Annotated in this window: 17 protein-coding genes; 10 read left to right on the top strand and 7 right to left on the bottom strand. The window is 72.8% G+C overall.

Going from position 1 to position 13,550, the window contains the following annotated elements; all coding sequences use genetic code 11:
- On the bottom strand, window positions 1-287 hold a 287-nt coding region (locus Q0L15_RS01890; protein ID WP_296601849.1), incomplete at its 3' end, for an isopentenyl transferase family protein.
- Between the two features lie 18 nt (window positions 288-305).
- Between Q0L15_RS01890 and Q0L15_RS01885 the strand changes: the two genes are divergently transcribed.
- From Q0L15_RS01885 to Q0L15_RS01865, 5 genes are read left to right on the top strand one after another with little or no spacing between them, the layout of a single operon-like run.
- Window positions 306-572 (top strand): hypothetical protein, encoded by a 267-nt coding sequence (locus Q0L15_RS01885; RefSeq protein ID WP_296601848.1) that lies wholly within the window; start codon window positions 306-308, stop codon window positions 570-572.
- A gap of 1 nt (window position 573) precedes the next feature.
- Window positions 574-753: a hypothetical protein gene (locus tag Q0L15_RS01880; protein ID WP_296601847.1), complete on the top strand. Its 180-nt coding sequence runs from the start codon at window positions 574-576 to the stop codon at window positions 751-753.
- The gene (locus tag Q0L15_RS01875) at window positions 750-1,208 is read left to right on the top strand and encodes an NUDIX domain-containing protein (protein ID WP_296601845.1); all 459 of its coding nucleotides are present in this window, start codon (window positions 750-752) and stop codon (window positions 1,206-1,208) included. Before Q0L15_RS01880 ends, Q0L15_RS01875 begins: the two co-directional genes overlap by 4 nt.
- Before the next feature lie 46 nt (window positions 1,209-1,254).
- The gene (locus tag Q0L15_RS01870; RefSeq protein ID WP_296601844.1) at window positions 1,255-1,518 is read left to right on the top strand and encodes a hypothetical protein; all 264 of its coding nucleotides are present in this window, start codon (window positions 1,255-1,257) and stop codon (window positions 1,516-1,518) included.
- Window positions 1,515-1,844, top strand: a complete 330-nt coding sequence (locus Q0L15_RS01865) for a hypothetical protein (RefSeq protein ID WP_296601843.1) — start codon at window positions 1,515-1,517, stop codon at window positions 1,842-1,844. The genes Q0L15_RS01870 and Q0L15_RS01865 overlap by 4 nt, the downstream gene beginning before the upstream one ends.
- Before the next feature lie 88 nt (window positions 1,845-1,932).
- Here Q0L15_RS01865 and Q0L15_RS01860 read toward each other — a convergent pair whose 3' ends face one another.
- The 4 genes from Q0L15_RS01860 to Q0L15_RS01845 all read right to left on the bottom strand — a co-directional run bounded on the left by Q0L15_RS01860 (window position 1,933) and on the right by Q0L15_RS01845 (window position 5,999).
- Entirely contained in the window at window positions 1,933-2,607 is a 675-nt protein-coding gene (locus tag Q0L15_RS01860; protein ID WP_296601842.1) for a hypothetical protein, read from the bottom strand.
- Window positions 2,608-2,716: 109 nt separating this feature from the next.
- Window positions 2,717-4,204, bottom strand: coding sequence for a tRNA (N6-isopentenyl adenosine(37)-C2)-methylthiotransferase MiaB (gene miaB / locus Q0L15_RS01855; protein ID WP_296601851.1), 1,488 nt, complete (start codon window positions 4,202-4,204; stop codon window positions 2,717-2,719).
- 56 nt (window positions 4,205-4,260) lie between these two features.
- The gene (locus tag Q0L15_RS01850) at window positions 4,261-4,911 is read right to left on the bottom strand and encodes a response regulator transcription factor (RefSeq protein WP_296601841.1); all 651 of its coding nucleotides are present in this window, start codon (window positions 4,909-4,911) and stop codon (window positions 4,261-4,263) included.
- A complete protein-coding gene (locus Q0L15_RS01845; protein ID WP_296601839.1) occupies window positions 4,908-5,999 on the bottom strand; it encodes a histidine kinase in 1,092 nt (363 codons plus the stop codon). The genes Q0L15_RS01850 and Q0L15_RS01845 overlap by 4 nt, the downstream gene beginning before the upstream one ends.
- Before the next feature lie 110 nt (window positions 6,000-6,109).
- On the opposite strand from Q0L15_RS01845, the gene Q0L15_RS01840 reads away from it, so the two are divergent.
- Window positions 6,110-6,829, top strand: a complete 720-nt coding sequence (locus tag Q0L15_RS01840) for a hypothetical protein (RefSeq protein WP_296601838.1) — start codon at window positions 6,110-6,112, stop codon at window positions 6,827-6,829.
- A 16-nt stretch (window positions 6,830-6,845) separates the two neighbouring features.
- Here Q0L15_RS01840 and Q0L15_RS01835 read toward each other — a convergent pair whose 3' ends face one another.
- Complete coding sequence (locus Q0L15_RS01835) at window positions 6,846-8,429, bottom strand: alkaline phosphatase PhoX (protein ID WP_296601836.1); 1,584 nt, start codon at window positions 8,427-8,429, stop codon at window positions 6,846-6,848.
- 98 nt (window positions 8,430-8,527) lie between these two features.
- Between Q0L15_RS01835 and Q0L15_RS01830 the strand changes: the two genes are divergently transcribed.
- Both Q0L15_RS01830 and Q0L15_RS01825 read left to right on the top strand, forming a co-directional pair.
- Entirely contained in the window at window positions 8,528-8,902 is a 375-nt protein-coding gene (locus Q0L15_RS01830; RefSeq protein WP_296601835.1) for a hypothetical protein, read from the top strand.
- Between the two features lie 17 nt (window positions 8,903-8,919).
- Entirely contained in the window at window positions 8,920-10,428 is a 1,509-nt protein-coding gene (locus Q0L15_RS01825; RefSeq protein WP_296601833.1) for a CehA/McbA family metallohydrolase, read from the top strand.
- Here Q0L15_RS01825 and Q0L15_RS01820 read toward each other — a convergent pair.
- Window positions 10,412-10,885 carry a hotdog fold domain-containing protein gene (locus Q0L15_RS01820; protein WP_296601831.1) on the bottom strand — a complete coding sequence of 158 codons (474 nt, stop codon included), beginning with the start codon at window positions 10,883-10,885 and terminating at the stop codon, window positions 10,412-10,414. The two genes, Q0L15_RS01825 and Q0L15_RS01820, sit on opposite strands and share 17 nt — an antisense overlap.
- A 114-nt stretch (window positions 10,886-10,999) precedes the next feature.
- Here Q0L15_RS01820 and Q0L15_RS01815 point away from each other — a divergent pair, with 114 nt between their 5' ends.
- A complete protein-coding gene (locus tag Q0L15_RS01815) occupies window positions 11,000-12,544 on the top strand; it encodes a hypothetical protein (RefSeq protein WP_296601830.1) in 1,545 nt (514 codons plus the stop codon).
- 33 nt (window positions 12,545-12,577) lie between these two features.
- Window positions 12,578-13,550, top strand: a 973-nt coding sequence (locus tag Q0L15_RS01810; protein WP_296601829.1) for a TIGR03857 family LLM class F420-dependent oxidoreductase, incomplete at its 3' end; no start/stop codon positions are given.

The following is a 13,550-nucleotide window of genomic DNA, read 5'->3' as shown; positions in this document are numbered from 1 at the left end:
CGGCCCCGGATCTCGCCGATCGCGGCGCGCGCCCACCCCTGGAACTCCGCGACGGTGGCGGGGTCGCGGACGGTCAGGGTGTCGAGCAGGTGGTGCGGGATGCCGCGCCGCTCGGCGACCGGCAGCTTCGCCGTACCGATGTCCATCCCGCGGTAGACCTGCATCGCGTCGGTGTTGACGATCTCGCCGCCCAGACGCTCGGCCAGGTCGAGCGAGAGCCCCGTCTTGCCCGACGCCGTCGCCCCGACCACGGCCACGATCGGCGCACGGTTTGCGGGGCTGGGCATGTGGTTAGTGTGACAAGCATGAGCGAGCCCCAGGACACGACCCACGACACGGCCCAGGGACCCGTCGACCCGCAGGGCGGGGGCAACCTCGACGCGGCACCCCCGCCGGGCGGCCCGCAGCGCACCGACTCCCCCGACGCCCCCGGCGCACCCTTCGGCACCCCGCCGGGCGAGCACGAGAGCGAGCTGCCCGACGAGAAGGACGCGGCTGCGGGGAGCGCCCTGCAGGAGGAGAATGCCGAGCGGGCGCTGGACCAGCCCTCCGACGACTCCGGGGAGGAATGAGATGAGCGAGTTCGACCTGACCGAGGACATCGAGCCCGAGGAGTCCCCCGACGAGGAGGAGTACGAGGCCACCGAGCGCGAGGCGGTGTCCGAGGACACCGGCACCGTCTACGACCCGCTGGGAGAGCCGGACGCCACTCCGCACGACCTCGAGGGCGACGCCGAGGCAGTCGAGGAGTGATCGACCGGTTCGTCGTCGTCCCCGCCGCCTACGTCTTCCTCCTACGTGACGGTGTCTCCGGACCGGAGGTGCTGCTGCAGCTGCGCCAGAACACGGGCTTCATGGACGACCACTGGGCGGCCGCCGCGGCCGGCCACGTCGAGAAGGGCGAGACGGCGTACGACGCCGCGCGCCGCGAGGCGCTCGAGGAGCTCGGCGTCACCGACCTCGACCTCACGTTCGTCACCGCCATGCAGCGCACCCGCGGGGGCGAGCCGATCGACGAGCGCATCGACTTCTTCTTCACCGCCCGCTCGTGGGTCGGCGAGCCGCGCATCGTCGAGCCGCACAAGGCGGCCGACCTGCGCTGGTGCCCGCTCGACGCCCTCCCCGACCCCGTCGTGCCCCACGAGCTCGCGGTGTTGGACGCCGTGCGAACGGGTACGGCGACGGCGTACACGACGTTCGGGTTCTGATCGACCGCCCTCGGCCGGTCCGGCCCGAGCAGGGGAGGGAGAACCCATGTCATCCGATCTCGGACCCATGCCGATGCCCCAGGTGGAGCCCGGCGAGCCCAACCCCGGCGGGGTGGACGCCATCGAGGACGACACCGGACCGGTCGTGATCCCCGACCTCACGCCCGAGGAGAACCCGGCCGTGGAGGACAAGGCTCCCGACCCCCTGGTCGAGGAGGTGAGCGGGTCGGAGGACACCTCCACCAGCTCCACCCGCAGCGAGGGCGGCGAGCACGAGGGTGCCGACGAGGACAAGGAGTCCCCCGCATGAGCGAGAACAGCATGCCGCTCGACCCCCAGCAGGGCGGCGCTCCCTCCGACGAGGAGCTGGCCCAGGTGACCCGCGGCTCGACCCCCGGGTCCAGCGGTCCGGCGGGCGCCGCGGGCGGGATGGGCGTCAGCAGCGAGCGGGTCGGCCACGCCGGCCCGGGCCAGGAGGCCACCGACGGGTTGCGCGAGGTCGCTCCCCACGAGTCGTACGGCGACGAGGACGCCCCGCCGGAGCAGTCGACCGGCAACCCCGAGGACAACCCGGTCGGGCTGCCGCCCAAGGCCGGCTACTCCGGGCGCGACCCCCGCGACGACGACGAGGTCTGACCCGGGTCCCGCACGCACCTGACGTATCTGCTGCATCTCTCGAGGGCAGACGACAGCTCTGTCAGGTGCGCGAGCGGGCCGAGTCGGCTCAGGGGCAGCTGACAGCGGCGACGTCGACCGACAGCACCGTCCGACCGTCGGCGGTCACGTCGACGTGGGTCGACCCCCCGGCCGGCACGGGCAGGTAGTCGTCGACCGACGACGCGGGCCGGACGGTGAACGACGCCGAGGAGTGGCCGTAGGACGAAGCGACCGTGTAGTCCACCGACTTGTCGCTGGTGGACCGGTTGTCGAGCACGACCTGGGCCACGGAGTCGTCACCGTGGCACGTCACGCCCCCGAGCGAGGCCCGGGGGTCCACGGTCGCGACGTAGCAGGACCCGAGCGCGGGCACGGTCGCCGAGAGCCGCAGCTCCTGACGACCCATCTCGGGCACCCGGACGCGCACCGAGACCGTGGAGCGCTGCGGGACGGAGACGGTCATCGACCGCTTCCGGTGCGCCCCGACCCACACGTACACGACGGGATCGGCGAACCGGTCGCCGTCGCGGACGACCTTGAACTGCGCCCGTCGTGCGGAGCGGCTGTTGTCGAGCACGATGGTCCGGCGGGTGGTGCCCATGTGAGCGCTCTTGCTGCACGTGGTCCGCCCCGAGAGGCTCGCACGTGCGTCGTAGCCGGTGGCGGCGGTGGAGGCTCCGGCGGTGGTCAGCAGGGTGGCGACGGCGCCGAGGACGGCGGTCGCAGCGGTGATGGTGCGCATGAGGGGGTCCTGTTCCCGAGGCGACGATGAGGACGTCAGCCTCCGCAGTCGGCCAGCACCGATCAAGCCGCTCCGCGCGCGCTGTGGAAAAGGTCCGGCGGTCGGCCGGTCAGCGGCAGGCGGGCGCGTCCGGCAACGGTGCCGGTACGCCGAGGGTCGGCATCCCGAGCGTGACGCCGGACGGCGCCGCGGGCGCGGCGTGCCGGGCCTCCCAGGCGTCACCGGACCGCGTCCGGCGTACGTCGACCACGGGTCCGTCGGCCACCAGGTGGTGGGGCGCGGCGTACGTGATCTCCACCGTCACCATGTCACCGGGCCGCACCTCGACGCCCGCGGGCGGGGTGAAGTGCACGAGCCGGTTGTCCCGGCCACGGCCGGAGAGCCGGTGGGTGGCGGCGTCCTTGCGCCCCTCCCCCTCGGCGACCATCAGCTCGACCCGACGCCCCACGAGCCGCTTGTTCTCCTCCCACGCGATCTCGTTGACCAGCGCGACCAGCCGCTCGTAGCGGTCCTTGACCACCTCGGGGGAGATCTGGTCGTGCAGCGTGGCGGCCGGGGTGCCGGGCCGCTTGGAGTACTGGAAGGTGAACGCGGCCGAGAATCGCGCCTCCCGCACGACGCGCAGCGTCTCCTGGAAGTCCTCCTCGGTCTCGCCGGGGAAGCCGACGATGATGTCGGTGGTGATCGCCGCGTCGGGCATGGCCGCCCGCACCCGCTCGATGATGCCGAGGAACTTCGTGGACCGGTAGGACCGTCGCATGTCGCGCAGCACCTTGTCCGAGCCGGACTGCAGCGGCATGTGCAGCTGCGGCATCACGTTCGGGGTCTCCGCCATCGCCTCGATGACGTCGTCGGTGAACTCCGCGGGGTGGGGGCTGGTGAACCGCACCCGCTCGAGGCCCTCGATCGACCCGCACGCGCGCAGCAGCTTGGAGAACGCCTGCCGGTCGCCGAACTCCACGCCGTAGGCGTTGACGTTCTGGCCCAGCAGGGTGATCTCCGAGACGCCCTCGGCGACCAGCGCCTCGACCTCGGCGAGGATCTCGCCGGGGCGGCGGTCCTTCTCCTTGCCGCGCAGGCTCGGGACGATGCAGAACGTGCAGGTGTTGTTGCAGCCGACCGACACCGACACCCAGGCGGCGTACGCCGACTCGCGCTTGGTCGGCAGCGTCGAGGGGAACACCTCGAGCGACTCGAGGATCTCGACCTGCGCCTCGTCCTGGACCCGCGCCCGCTCGAGCAGGGCCGGGAGCGATCCGATGTTGTGGGTGCCGAACACCACGTCGACCCACGGCGCCCTGGTGGTGATCGTGTCGCGGTCCTTCTGCGCCAGGCAGCCGCCGACGGCGATCTGCATGCCCGGCGTCGCGGCCTTGACCGGCGCCAGGTGCCCGAGGTTGCCGTAGAGCTTGTTGTCGGCGTTCTCCCGCACCGCGCAGGTGTTGAAGACGACGACGTCGGCCTGCCGCCCCTCGGGCGCAGCGACGTAGCCCGCGTCCTCCAACAGCCCGGTGAGCCGCTCGGAGTCGTGGACGTTCATCTGGCACCCGTAGGTGCGGACCTCGTAGGTGCGCCCGGCAGAAGAAGTAGCAGTCATGACAGTCGTCAAGGGTACGGCGGGCCGCGGGCCGCGCCCCAATCAGTCGGGCACCGTCAGCCGAGGCCGGCCTCGCGCGCGGCGACGACCGCCTGGGCCCGGTCGCGCAGGTCGAGCTTGGCGAAGATGTGACGCACGTGGGTCTTCACGGTCGCCATGCTGATCACGAGGTCGGCCGCGATCTCGGCGTTGGACCGACCGCGACCGATCAGCGCGAGCACCTCCCGTTCCCGGTCGCTGAGCTCGGCGAAGCCGGGCGGCGGCGCAGGCTGCACCGGCGGCCGGGCGGCGAAGTGGTCCATCATCCGCGTCAGGACCGCCGGGGACACGACGGGCTCCCCGGCGGCGGCTCGGCGTACCGCCTCGACGAGGGCCTCGGAGGTGACGTCCTTGAGGAGGAAGCCGACGGCGCCGGCGCGCAGGGCGTCGACGACGTGCTGGTCGACGTCGAACGTCGTGAGCGCCAACACCCGTGCGGCCGAGGACGTGGTGATCCGGCGCGTCGCCTCGACACCGTCCATGCCGGGCATCCGCAGGTCCATCAGCACGACGTCGGGGTCGTACGCCGCCGCCGCGGTCACCGCCGCGGCGCCGTCCCGGGCCTCGGCGACCACCTCGAGCCCGGCAAGCTCGAGGATCAGCCGGAGGCCCTGGCGGACCAGGTCCTGGTCGTCGACGAGGAGCACCCGGATCGTCTTGCCGGTCATCGGGGCAGCACCACCCGCACGTCGAAGCGGCCGTCCCGCGCGGACACGTCGAACGTGCCGCCGAGCAGCTCGGCCCGGTGCCGCATGCCTGCTAGACCACGGCCCGGCCGCGGCAGCCCACGGGACGCGGCCGCGTTGCCGGAGGTCACCACGACCTGGCGGTCCTGCCAGTCGACCTCGAGGGCGACCGACGCGCCCGGTGCGTGCCGTCCGGCGTTGGTGAGGCACTCCCGGACGATCCGGTTCACCGCGAGGCGGGTCTGCGCGTGCTCGGACGGCGTGCCGACGACCGTGAGGGTGTTGGCGATGCCCGCGGCCCGGGCCCGCCGGGCGAGCTCCTCGAGCTCCTCCTCCGCGGACGCCTCGCCGCCGCTGGACAGCACGTCGAGGACGTCGCGGATCTCCGACAGCGTCCGGTGCGCCGTGACCCGGATCGCCTCGACCGGCTCGGCGGCGCGCTCCGGCGCCAGGCGCAGCGCGGCCGAGGCGGCCTCCGCCTGGACGGCGATCAGGGTGACCTCGTGCCCGACCACGTCGTGCAGCTCCTGGGCGATCCGGGCACGCTCGGACTCCACGGCGGAGTCCTCCGCGCGACGGCGCTCCTCCTCGAGCCGGCGCGCGAGCCGCGCGAGCTCGGCGTTCTGCCGGCGCTCGTGCGCGACCAGCTGGCCGGCGAGCACCGGCGCGACCACCACGAGCGCTGCGCCGATGGCGGCGACCGGCGCCTCGGGGCCGAGCACCGTCCCGACGGCGCCCGCGACCACGCCCCACGCCGCGACCCCGGCCACCGCTGCACGCGGGGCCCCGCGGCTGCCGAGCGCGAAGAACTGCAGGATCACCACGACGAACCCCAGCACCGGGAAGCCGTCGAGCGGCAGCACCCACGGCAGCGTCGACACCAACGACGACACGACGGGGCGCGTACGCCGCCACGCCAGCGGCGTGGTCGTGCCGAGGACGTAGACGTGCCCGAGACCGTGCCCCGCGATCGGCCACACACTCGCCTGCACCAGGCCGGCCGCCACGAACCCGACGGCCAGCGCGGCATCGAGGCGGGTCACGCCGAGGCGTGCGGCGACGGTGGTCACGACCGCAGAGTAGGGCCCGCAACGCCCCGCCGGCCTCAGCCCGGAGGCTGATCCGCAGAGCCGCCCTGCGGTCGATGTGGCGGCCCGGCGTCGATCCCTACCGTCCCACCATGACTCTCATCGACACCTCCCCGGCCCGGGCCACCGGCCCCGACGTCACCAGGATCAGCGCCCGGTGCGGCCTGGCCTTCACCGTCTGCCAGCTCACCGTCATGGTGTTCATGGCGATCTTCGTGCTCCCCCACGGCGGATCGCCGAGCGACCCGGCTCTCGACCGGGGGCGCAGCGTCCTCGACGCCGCCGGCACCTACCGGCTCGGCAACTACGTGTTCATGCTTGCCGGCGTCCTGCTGCTCGGCTTCCTCGGAGCCGTGCACGTGCGACTGCGACAGGCCGACCCGACCGGGGTGCTGGCGACGGTCGCGGTCGCCGCGGGGACGCTGCTCACGCTGATCTGGCCCCTGGCCGGCGTGCTGCACGACGTCGCGCTCGACACCGCGCAGACCGGCGCCGACGTCCGCCTCCTGGGCGCCTGGGACGCGGTCGCGCCGTACTCCCTCGCATTCTCCGCGCTCCCCCGCGCCTTCCTCCTGGTCGCCGTCGCGATCGGCCTCCGGCTCGCGGGCGGACCGCGGTGGCTGGAGCGCAGCGGGCTGGTGATCGCCGCCCTGAGCGTGCTCGGCAGCGCCACGCTGGTGGTGGGCGGCTTCTTCCCCGTCCTCGCGCTCAGCACCCTCGCCTACGAGCTCTGGATCGGGGCCCTCGCCTGGCACTGGCTGCACGAGCCTCGGCCCGCCCGGACTGCGTCCGGACGGGCCGAGGAGGGTTGAGCCTTGGCGCGAGGGCTCAGCGGCCCCAGCGGACCTCCCAGGTGACGTTGTCGCCGTGCTGCTGGGTCCAGAAGGTGCGCCAGGCAGCGCTTCTCGGGTTCGGCAGCTTGGCGCCGAGGAGACCGGCCACGGTCGGGTCCCCGTCGGAGACGTGGATGCCGGTGATCTCGTTGTCGCCGTCGTTGTACGACAGGCCGGCGGAGGCGTCGTACGTCGCCGACGCGTCGCGGCCCTCGGCGAGCCAGCGCACCGGTCGCGGCGCGTGGCCGGCGCCGCCCCGGTGGTGCGACCGGCCGCTGTCCAGGCGGTAGAGGTAGCCCGAGTCCAGCGCGTTGCGCTGGCCGTGGAGGCCGTCGCCGGCGTCCTCGACCACCAGCAGGTCGTCCTTGGTGAGGAACGCGATGTTGTCGAGGCCGGTGTGCGCCTGGTCGCCCACCGCGGCGATCGAGATCGTGCCGGTGGCGGCGCTCGGGCCGGACTGGGTGACCCGGAAGACGCCGCCGTACGCACCGGGCAGGGTGCTGGAGGTCGAGGTGTCGCCGGTCTCGGTGAAGTAGAACTCGCGGAAGTCCGTCCCCGGTCGGAACACACCGTTCTCCGGACGCTTGAGCGGCGTCGCGCCGGCGGCCTTGGCGGCGGCGGTCGCGTCGAAGGCGGTCGGGGCACCGCTGTGCACGGTCACCCATGTCGTCTTGAACGACGTGCCGTAGGTGTGCAGCTGGGAGATGAAGGCGTCGCTCGGGTCGGCCTGCAGCTGCTCGGCCGTCGCGGGCGTGCCGTCCTTGCGGAGGATCTGCAGCGCCTGCAGGGCTCCACCCTTGGTGAGGTCGGCCTTGTCGGTGGGCACGAACCGGTAGACGTAGCTGTTCGGCACCTTGCCGCCGGACGCCGAGGCACCGCCGATGTCCTCGACGAGCCACACGTTGCCGTCCCTGTCGTTCTGGACGCCCTCGTAGCCGCCGGCACCGAGCGCGTCGAGCCGGACGGCCTTGCCGTCCACGGCGTCGCCGTTCGCGTCGAGCGAGACCCCGAAGACCCCGCCGTTGGGGGCCTTGGCCTCGGCGCTCAGCAGCAGCTGGTGGGTGAACGGGTCCCAGGTGATGCCGTCGATCGTCGGGTACGCCTTGCCGTCGGCGTCGACGTCGGAGATCAGCGTGACCCTCTTGGCGGGGTCGGGCTGGTCGAGGTCGATGCGGGTGACGTAGCCACGCGGGCCGCCCTCGTGGCCCTGGTAGAGGTAGTGCCTGCCACCGAAGGTGAGGTAGACGTTCTTGTCGGGCTCGGTCTTGAACGCCTCGTCGGGCGCCTGCGTGAGCGGGCCGCCGGCCTGGGTGTTGTAGCCGTAGTGGGTGACCCCGTTGGCGGTGTCGGGGTTGACGAGGGGCAGCGCGCCCCAGGCGACCGACGACTGCGTGGCGGACGGCGTGAGCACGTTGCTCTGGACGCCCGACCGCGGGTTCGCGGCGGGGACGTCGGCGATGGCGGACCCGCCGTGGGCCTGGGAACCCCCGTGGGCGTGGGCGGGCACGATGCTGAGGACAGCCAGGCCGCCGGCGACGAGCGCTCCGAGACCTGACGTGGCGATGCGGTGAGTTGTCACGATGGACCTTTCGAGGTTGCAGGCGATGTGCCGACCGAGACCCCCGACCCGGACATCCGGAGCCTCGACCCTGCTCGTGGCCGAGGGGCATACACCGCGTGAACTCCAGGGCTACGCTGCGCAGCGTGTGGTCCCACGGCTCCCGCGGATCGGTCCTGTCCCTGTGGTCCGACGGGTCGGTGCTCTCGGTCGGGAGCGTCGGGTCGGTGCTCTCGCTCGGCAGCGTCGGGTCGGTCATGTCCGCCGGCTCGCTCGGCTCGCTGATGTCGGCCGCCTCGGTGCTGTCCTTCCAGAGCTCGGCCTCGGTCCTCTCCCGGGAGAGCAACGGCTCGGCGCTCTCCTACCAGAGCCACCGTGCGCTGCGCGGCCGCCGCGAGCACGGCGAGCTGGCGATCTGGCCCGCGCTGGTCGCCGGGGCGGTGGTGCTGGCCGGCGCAATCACCGGGTTCGCCGTACGCCGCACGCCGCGCTGAGCCATCCTGGGAGCACTATGTCCGCGCATCTGGATCGCCGCCGGCTGCTGCTGACCGGCGCCGGGATCGCCACCACGGCAGCACTGACGACCTTCGAGCCCGCAGCCGCCGGCTCGGTGGTCACGAAGCGGTTCACGGGCCACTTCTCCCCCACCGACCGCGAGGACTGGCGCTACCTGCCGTTCCGCGTGCCGAAGGGCGTCCGGCAGATCGAGGTGTCCTACTCCTACCCGCCGCCCTCCGACACCGGCCTGGGGTTCAGCACCAACGTCATCGACATCGGCATCTTCGACTCCTCGGGCATCGGCCTGGGCCAGGCCTCGGGGTTCCGCGGCTGGTCCGGCGGCGCGCGGTCGTCGTTCCGGATCAGTCGCGGCTCGGCGACGCCGGGCTACCTGCCCGGGCCGATCTCGCCGGGCACCTGGCGCATCGTCCTGGGTCCGTACCAGATCCTCAGGCGCACGGACTACGAGGTCACCGTGCGGCTGCGGTTCGGCCCCCGGGGCGCGGCCTTCCACCCGGCCCCGGCACCGTCCGCCGTGGCCGGCACGGGTCAGGGCTGGTACCGCGGCGACCTGCACGTCCACACCGTCCACTCCGACGGCTCGCAGACCCAGCGCGAGGTGCTCACCCGCGCGCAGGCGGCCGGGCTCGACTTCATCGGCACGGCCGAGCACAACACCAGCACCGCCCAGCTGACGTGGGGCAGGTACGTCCCCGACGGGTTCCTGGTGATCTCCGGCGAGGAGGTCACGACCCGGGCCGGGCACTGGCTGGCCACCGGCATCCCGCCGGGCACCTGGATCGACTGGCGCTACCGCCCCGAGGACGAGCGACTGGCCGGCTTCACCCGCCGCGTGCGCGAGCTCGGCGGGCTGTCCGTCGCCGCCCACCCCAACATCCCCCTGTCCTCGATCCGGTGGGACTTCGACGCGGACTTCGCCGAGGTCGACGCCGTCGAGGTGTGGAACGGGCCGTGGAGCGGGCTGAACGCCGGCTTCAACGAGAAGGCCGTGCAGCGCTGGCACAGGTTGCTGAGCGCAGGCACGTTCAAGCCTGCGGTGGGCAACTCCGACTCCCACAACGCCTCGCAGCAGATCGGCCTGGCCCAGAACGTGGTGCGCGCCGAGTCGCTCTCCACCGCGGCGGTCATCGCCGGGCTGCGCGGAGGGCACTCCTGGGTGGCCGAGTCCTCGGCGATCGAGCTGGAGCTCACCGCATCCCTGGGTGATGTCTCCGGCGAGTGCGGCGACCGGGTGCCGAGCTCCGAGGGCGACGACGTCGAGGTCAGCCTCCGAGTGAGCGGCGCCGCCGGCTGCGTCGCGACCTTGCTCGGTCCCGACCTCGAGACCTACGCGGACCAGACGGCCGACGAGGCGGGGCTCATCACGCTCGACACGACGGTCCCGGGTGGCGTCGCGTTCGTGCGCGCGGAGGTGCGGCGCGGGTCGACGCCGAGCTCGCCGATGGTGGCGCTGACGAACCCGATCTTCCTCACCGCCGCTCCGGTCATCGCCGAGGGGTGACCCAGAGCCGGATCACGCCCTCGATCACGACGGTGCCGTCGTCCCGGGTGCCGTGCACGCGCACCGGCAGCTCGCCGCCCTCCGGCGCCAGACCCGCCCACTGCTCGGGCTCGGTCTCGGCCACGCAGACGATGTCACTGGTGGCCTTGGCGGTGTAGGACACCTCCATCCCCTTGGGGATCCAGCGCTTGTCGGCCGGGATCGTCGCCTCGGCGAGCGCCCCCATCGCCGCCTCGAGGCCGTTGCAGAGCGCGATCGCGTGGACGGTCCCCAGGTGGTTGTGCACCCGGCGGCGCTTGGGGATCAGCAGCTCGGCGCGGTGCGGCTCGATCGTGAGGAAGCGCGGGCGGATCGAGGCGAAGTACGGCGCCTTCTGCGCGAACAGCACCGAGAACACCCGGCTGCCCACCACCGGGAGCGCGCCCGCCTTGTTCCACATCGTGAGGACCTGGCTCATGCGGCGGCATATTACCCATGAGTAACGTTCCTGGCGAGACCTGTGGATGAGCGTTCGCGCAGCCCGGTCGCCGCGCCTAGCGTGGCGAGCACTCTCGGGAACAGGAGCAGACCCATGCTCGGACGGATCGCTCGCTCGCTACTGGCGCTGGTCGGCGCCCTCGCCGTCGTCGTCGGTGCCGCCGCCGCTGTCTACATCGGTCCGGACGACGACCTCCTGCTCCCGAGCTCACGCCCGGACGCAGCCCCGGGCCAGCTCGTCGTCACCGCCGGCGACCTGTTGTCGTACGACGACCTGACGCTGGTCGTCCGCGCCCGGGCCGAGGGTGGTGTCCTGCTCGCGGCGGGCAACCCGGTCGACGTGTCCAGCCTGGCCGGCCAGGTCGAGCACTGGGAGGTGACCGGGGTCCGCCCCGGCGGTGTCGTCGGCGGCACGCGCCCGGCCTCCGCCCGCGACCCGGTGCCCCTCGGCGACCTCTCCGTGGCGGACCTGTGGACATCCCACAGTGAGGGTGAGGGGTGGCAGGAGCTGCGGCTCCGACTCAACGGCCAGCCCGTCCAGCTGCTGGCTCAGCCCTCGACGGACGCCGTACCCGAGCTCCAGGTCGGCCTCCACGTCGCAGGGCTGTTCTGGCTTCTGGTGGCGGTCGCCGGGACCGGCGCGCTGCTGCTCGGCCTCGCGGTGACGCTGATGGTGCGCCGGCAACGTGCTCCCGGGCGCGCGGCGACCCTCCTCGTGCCGATGGTGGCGCTGGCCCTGGCGGCCACCGGCTGCGGCGTGCCCCACCACGTGGACAGCGCTCCGGCCAGCCGGGTCGCGCTGGACCAGAGCGACCTCGAGGCGATGCTGGCGGCGTACGACGAGAAGAACAACCGCGCGATCCGGGCCGCCGCGGCCCCGCGCTACGACGCCGGCCCCTGGCGCGAGGTGGACACCGGACCCGTCCTACAGGACGACATCTACACGACGATCGTCGCGAGGCGCTCCCACGAGCAGGAACGTGCACACACCTACACGCACACCCCGGTAGCGGCGTACTCGACCCACTTCGCCACCTATCCCCTCTGGAGCCTGGTGGTGACTGGTGACGAGGACGCCGCCGAGATCGACGTGTTCACGCAGGCAACCGCCGCCTCGCCTTGGTTGATGCGGACGACGAGCGACGTCGACCTGGATGACCTGCCCGACGCGGCCGAGGACGGCAACACCTCGTCCGTCGATGCGAGCGTGGAGCACGCGGCTCGCTCGGCGATCAGCGCCACCAGCCGGTACGTCGCCACCGGCATCCGCCGAGACATCCAGGTCACCGCGGCTGTACGTGCCATCCACGAACGAGCGACCCACGTACCCGCACAGGGCCGCAGGTTCATCGACAGCGCCGCCGCGACCGTCGACTCGGCCGCGGCCGACCCCCAGGACGACCTGCGCCTCGTGGCGGTCGAAGGCGGCCACCTCGCCGTCGCGGTGCGGCCGATGCGGGTGACCTACTACCCACGCACCGGCATGGACGTCTTCTGGAACCCTCCGGTGAAGACCGTCAACGGCGCGTTCGGCGAGGCGCTCTACCAGGAGTTCAACCTGTGCTTGACGGTGTTCGTGCCCAGCGACGGCGGCACGCCCCGGGCGATCGCGGCGTCGGCGCTTCTCCGACCTGCCTGACACGCGTCAAGTCCCCTGCTAGCGTCCGCGCCTGTGAACGAGAACACGTTCCAGTCCTCCGCGACCGCGATGCAGGACCTGCCCGAGATCGGCTGCTACGGCCTCGCGGGGCACACGGCCTCGCCCCGCGACCTGCTCGACGAGGTGCGGCTGGCGGAGCGGCTCGGCATCGGGTCGGTGTTCCTCTCCGAGCGCTTCAACGTCAAGGACGCCGCCGTGCTGGCCGGCGCGGCTGCCGCGGTCACCGAGAGCATCGGCATCGCGACGGCCGCGACCAACCACAACACCCGCCACCCGCTGGTGACCGCCACGTTCGCGACCACGATGCACCGGCTCAGCGGCGGGCGTTACGCCTTCGGCCTGGGCCGCGGCTTCGACCTGCTCTTCGACGTGATGGGCCTGCCACGCGTCACCGGCGCTCAGATGGAGGACGCCATCGGGATCTACCGGTCGCTGTGGCACGGGGAGGCGGTGCTCGGCCACGAGGGCCCGGCCGGCAGCTACCCCTACCTGTCCCAGGACAGCGGCTTCGACGAGGACATCCCCGTGCTGATGATGGCGATCGGTGGCCGCACCCTGGAGCTGGCCGGCCGGGTCGCCGACGGGGTCGTCCTGCACACGTTCCTCAGCGACGAGACGCTCGCCCGCTCGGTGGCGACGATCCGCACGGCGGCCGAGCGCGCCGACCGCGACCCGGCCTCGGTGCGGGTCTGGGCGGTGCTCGCCACCGTCGAGGAGTCGATCGACGAGGAGGCCCGGCTGCGCAAGCTGGTCGGCCGCCTGGCGACGTACCTGCAGGGGTACGGCGAGGTGCTGGTGCGCGCCAACGGCTGGGACCTCGCCGCGCTCGAGCGGTTCCGCTCCGACGACCTCGTCCAGGGCTATCCCGGCGCGTTCGACGCGGTCGGCACGGTCGAGGAGCTGACCCATCTGCGCGACGACGTGCTGCCCGCCGAGTGGCTGGCCGCCTCGGCGACCGGCTCCGCCACCCGGTGCGCGGCTCGGA

Origin of the sequence: Nocardioides sp. (assembly GCF_024509035.1) — a bacterium.
Lineage (GTDB): Bacteria > Actinomycetota > Actinomycetes > Propionibacteriales > Nocardioidaceae > Nocardioides.
The sequence above is the reverse complement of the archived record's forward strand: the minus strand, read 5'-3'. Positions and strand labels throughout refer to the sequence as shown.

Bases quoted from the DNA above. Each gene is read 5' to 3' on its own strand.
- Q0L15_RS01815 (WP_296601830.1), top strand. From the start codon at position 11,000: ATGCTCGGACGGATCGCTCGCTCGCTACTGGCGCTGGTCGGCGCCCTC.
- Q0L15_RS01825 (WP_296601833.1), top strand. From the start codon at position 8,920: ATGTCCGCGCATCTGGATCGCCGCCGGCTGCTGCTGACCGGCGCCGGG.
- Q0L15_RS01850 (WP_296601841.1), bottom strand. From the start codon at position 4,911: ATGACCGGCAAGACGATCCGGGTGCTCCTCGTCGACGACCAGGACCTG.
- Q0L15_RS01820 (WP_296601831.1), bottom strand. From the start codon at position 10,885: ATGAGCCAGGTCCTCACGATGTGGAACAAGGCGGGCGCGCTCCCGGTG.
- Q0L15_RS01885 (WP_296601848.1), top strand. From the start codon at position 306: ATGAGCGAGCCCCAGGACACGACCCACGACACGGCCCAGGGACCCGTC.
- Q0L15_RS01870 (WP_296601844.1), top strand. From the start codon at position 1,255: ATGTCATCCGATCTCGGACCCATGCCGATGCCCCAGGTGGAGCCCGGC.
- Q0L15_RS01860 (WP_296601842.1), bottom strand. From the start codon at position 2,607: ATGCGCACCATCACCGCTGCGACCGCCGTCCTCGGCGCCGTCGCCACC.
- Q0L15_RS01880 (WP_296601847.1), top strand. From the start codon at position 574: ATGAGCGAGTTCGACCTGACCGAGGACATCGAGCCCGAGGAGTCCCCC.
- miaB (WP_296601851.1), bottom strand. From the start codon at position 4,204: ATGACTGCTACTTCTTCTGCCGGGCGCACCTACGAGGTCCGCACCTAC.
- Q0L15_RS01865 (WP_296601843.1), top strand. From the start codon at position 1,515: ATGAGCGAGAACAGCATGCCGCTCGACCCCCAGCAGGGCGGCGCTCCC.
- Q0L15_RS01840 (WP_296601838.1), top strand. From the start codon at position 6,110: ATGACTCTCATCGACACCTCCCCGGCCCGGGCCACCGGCCCCGACGTC.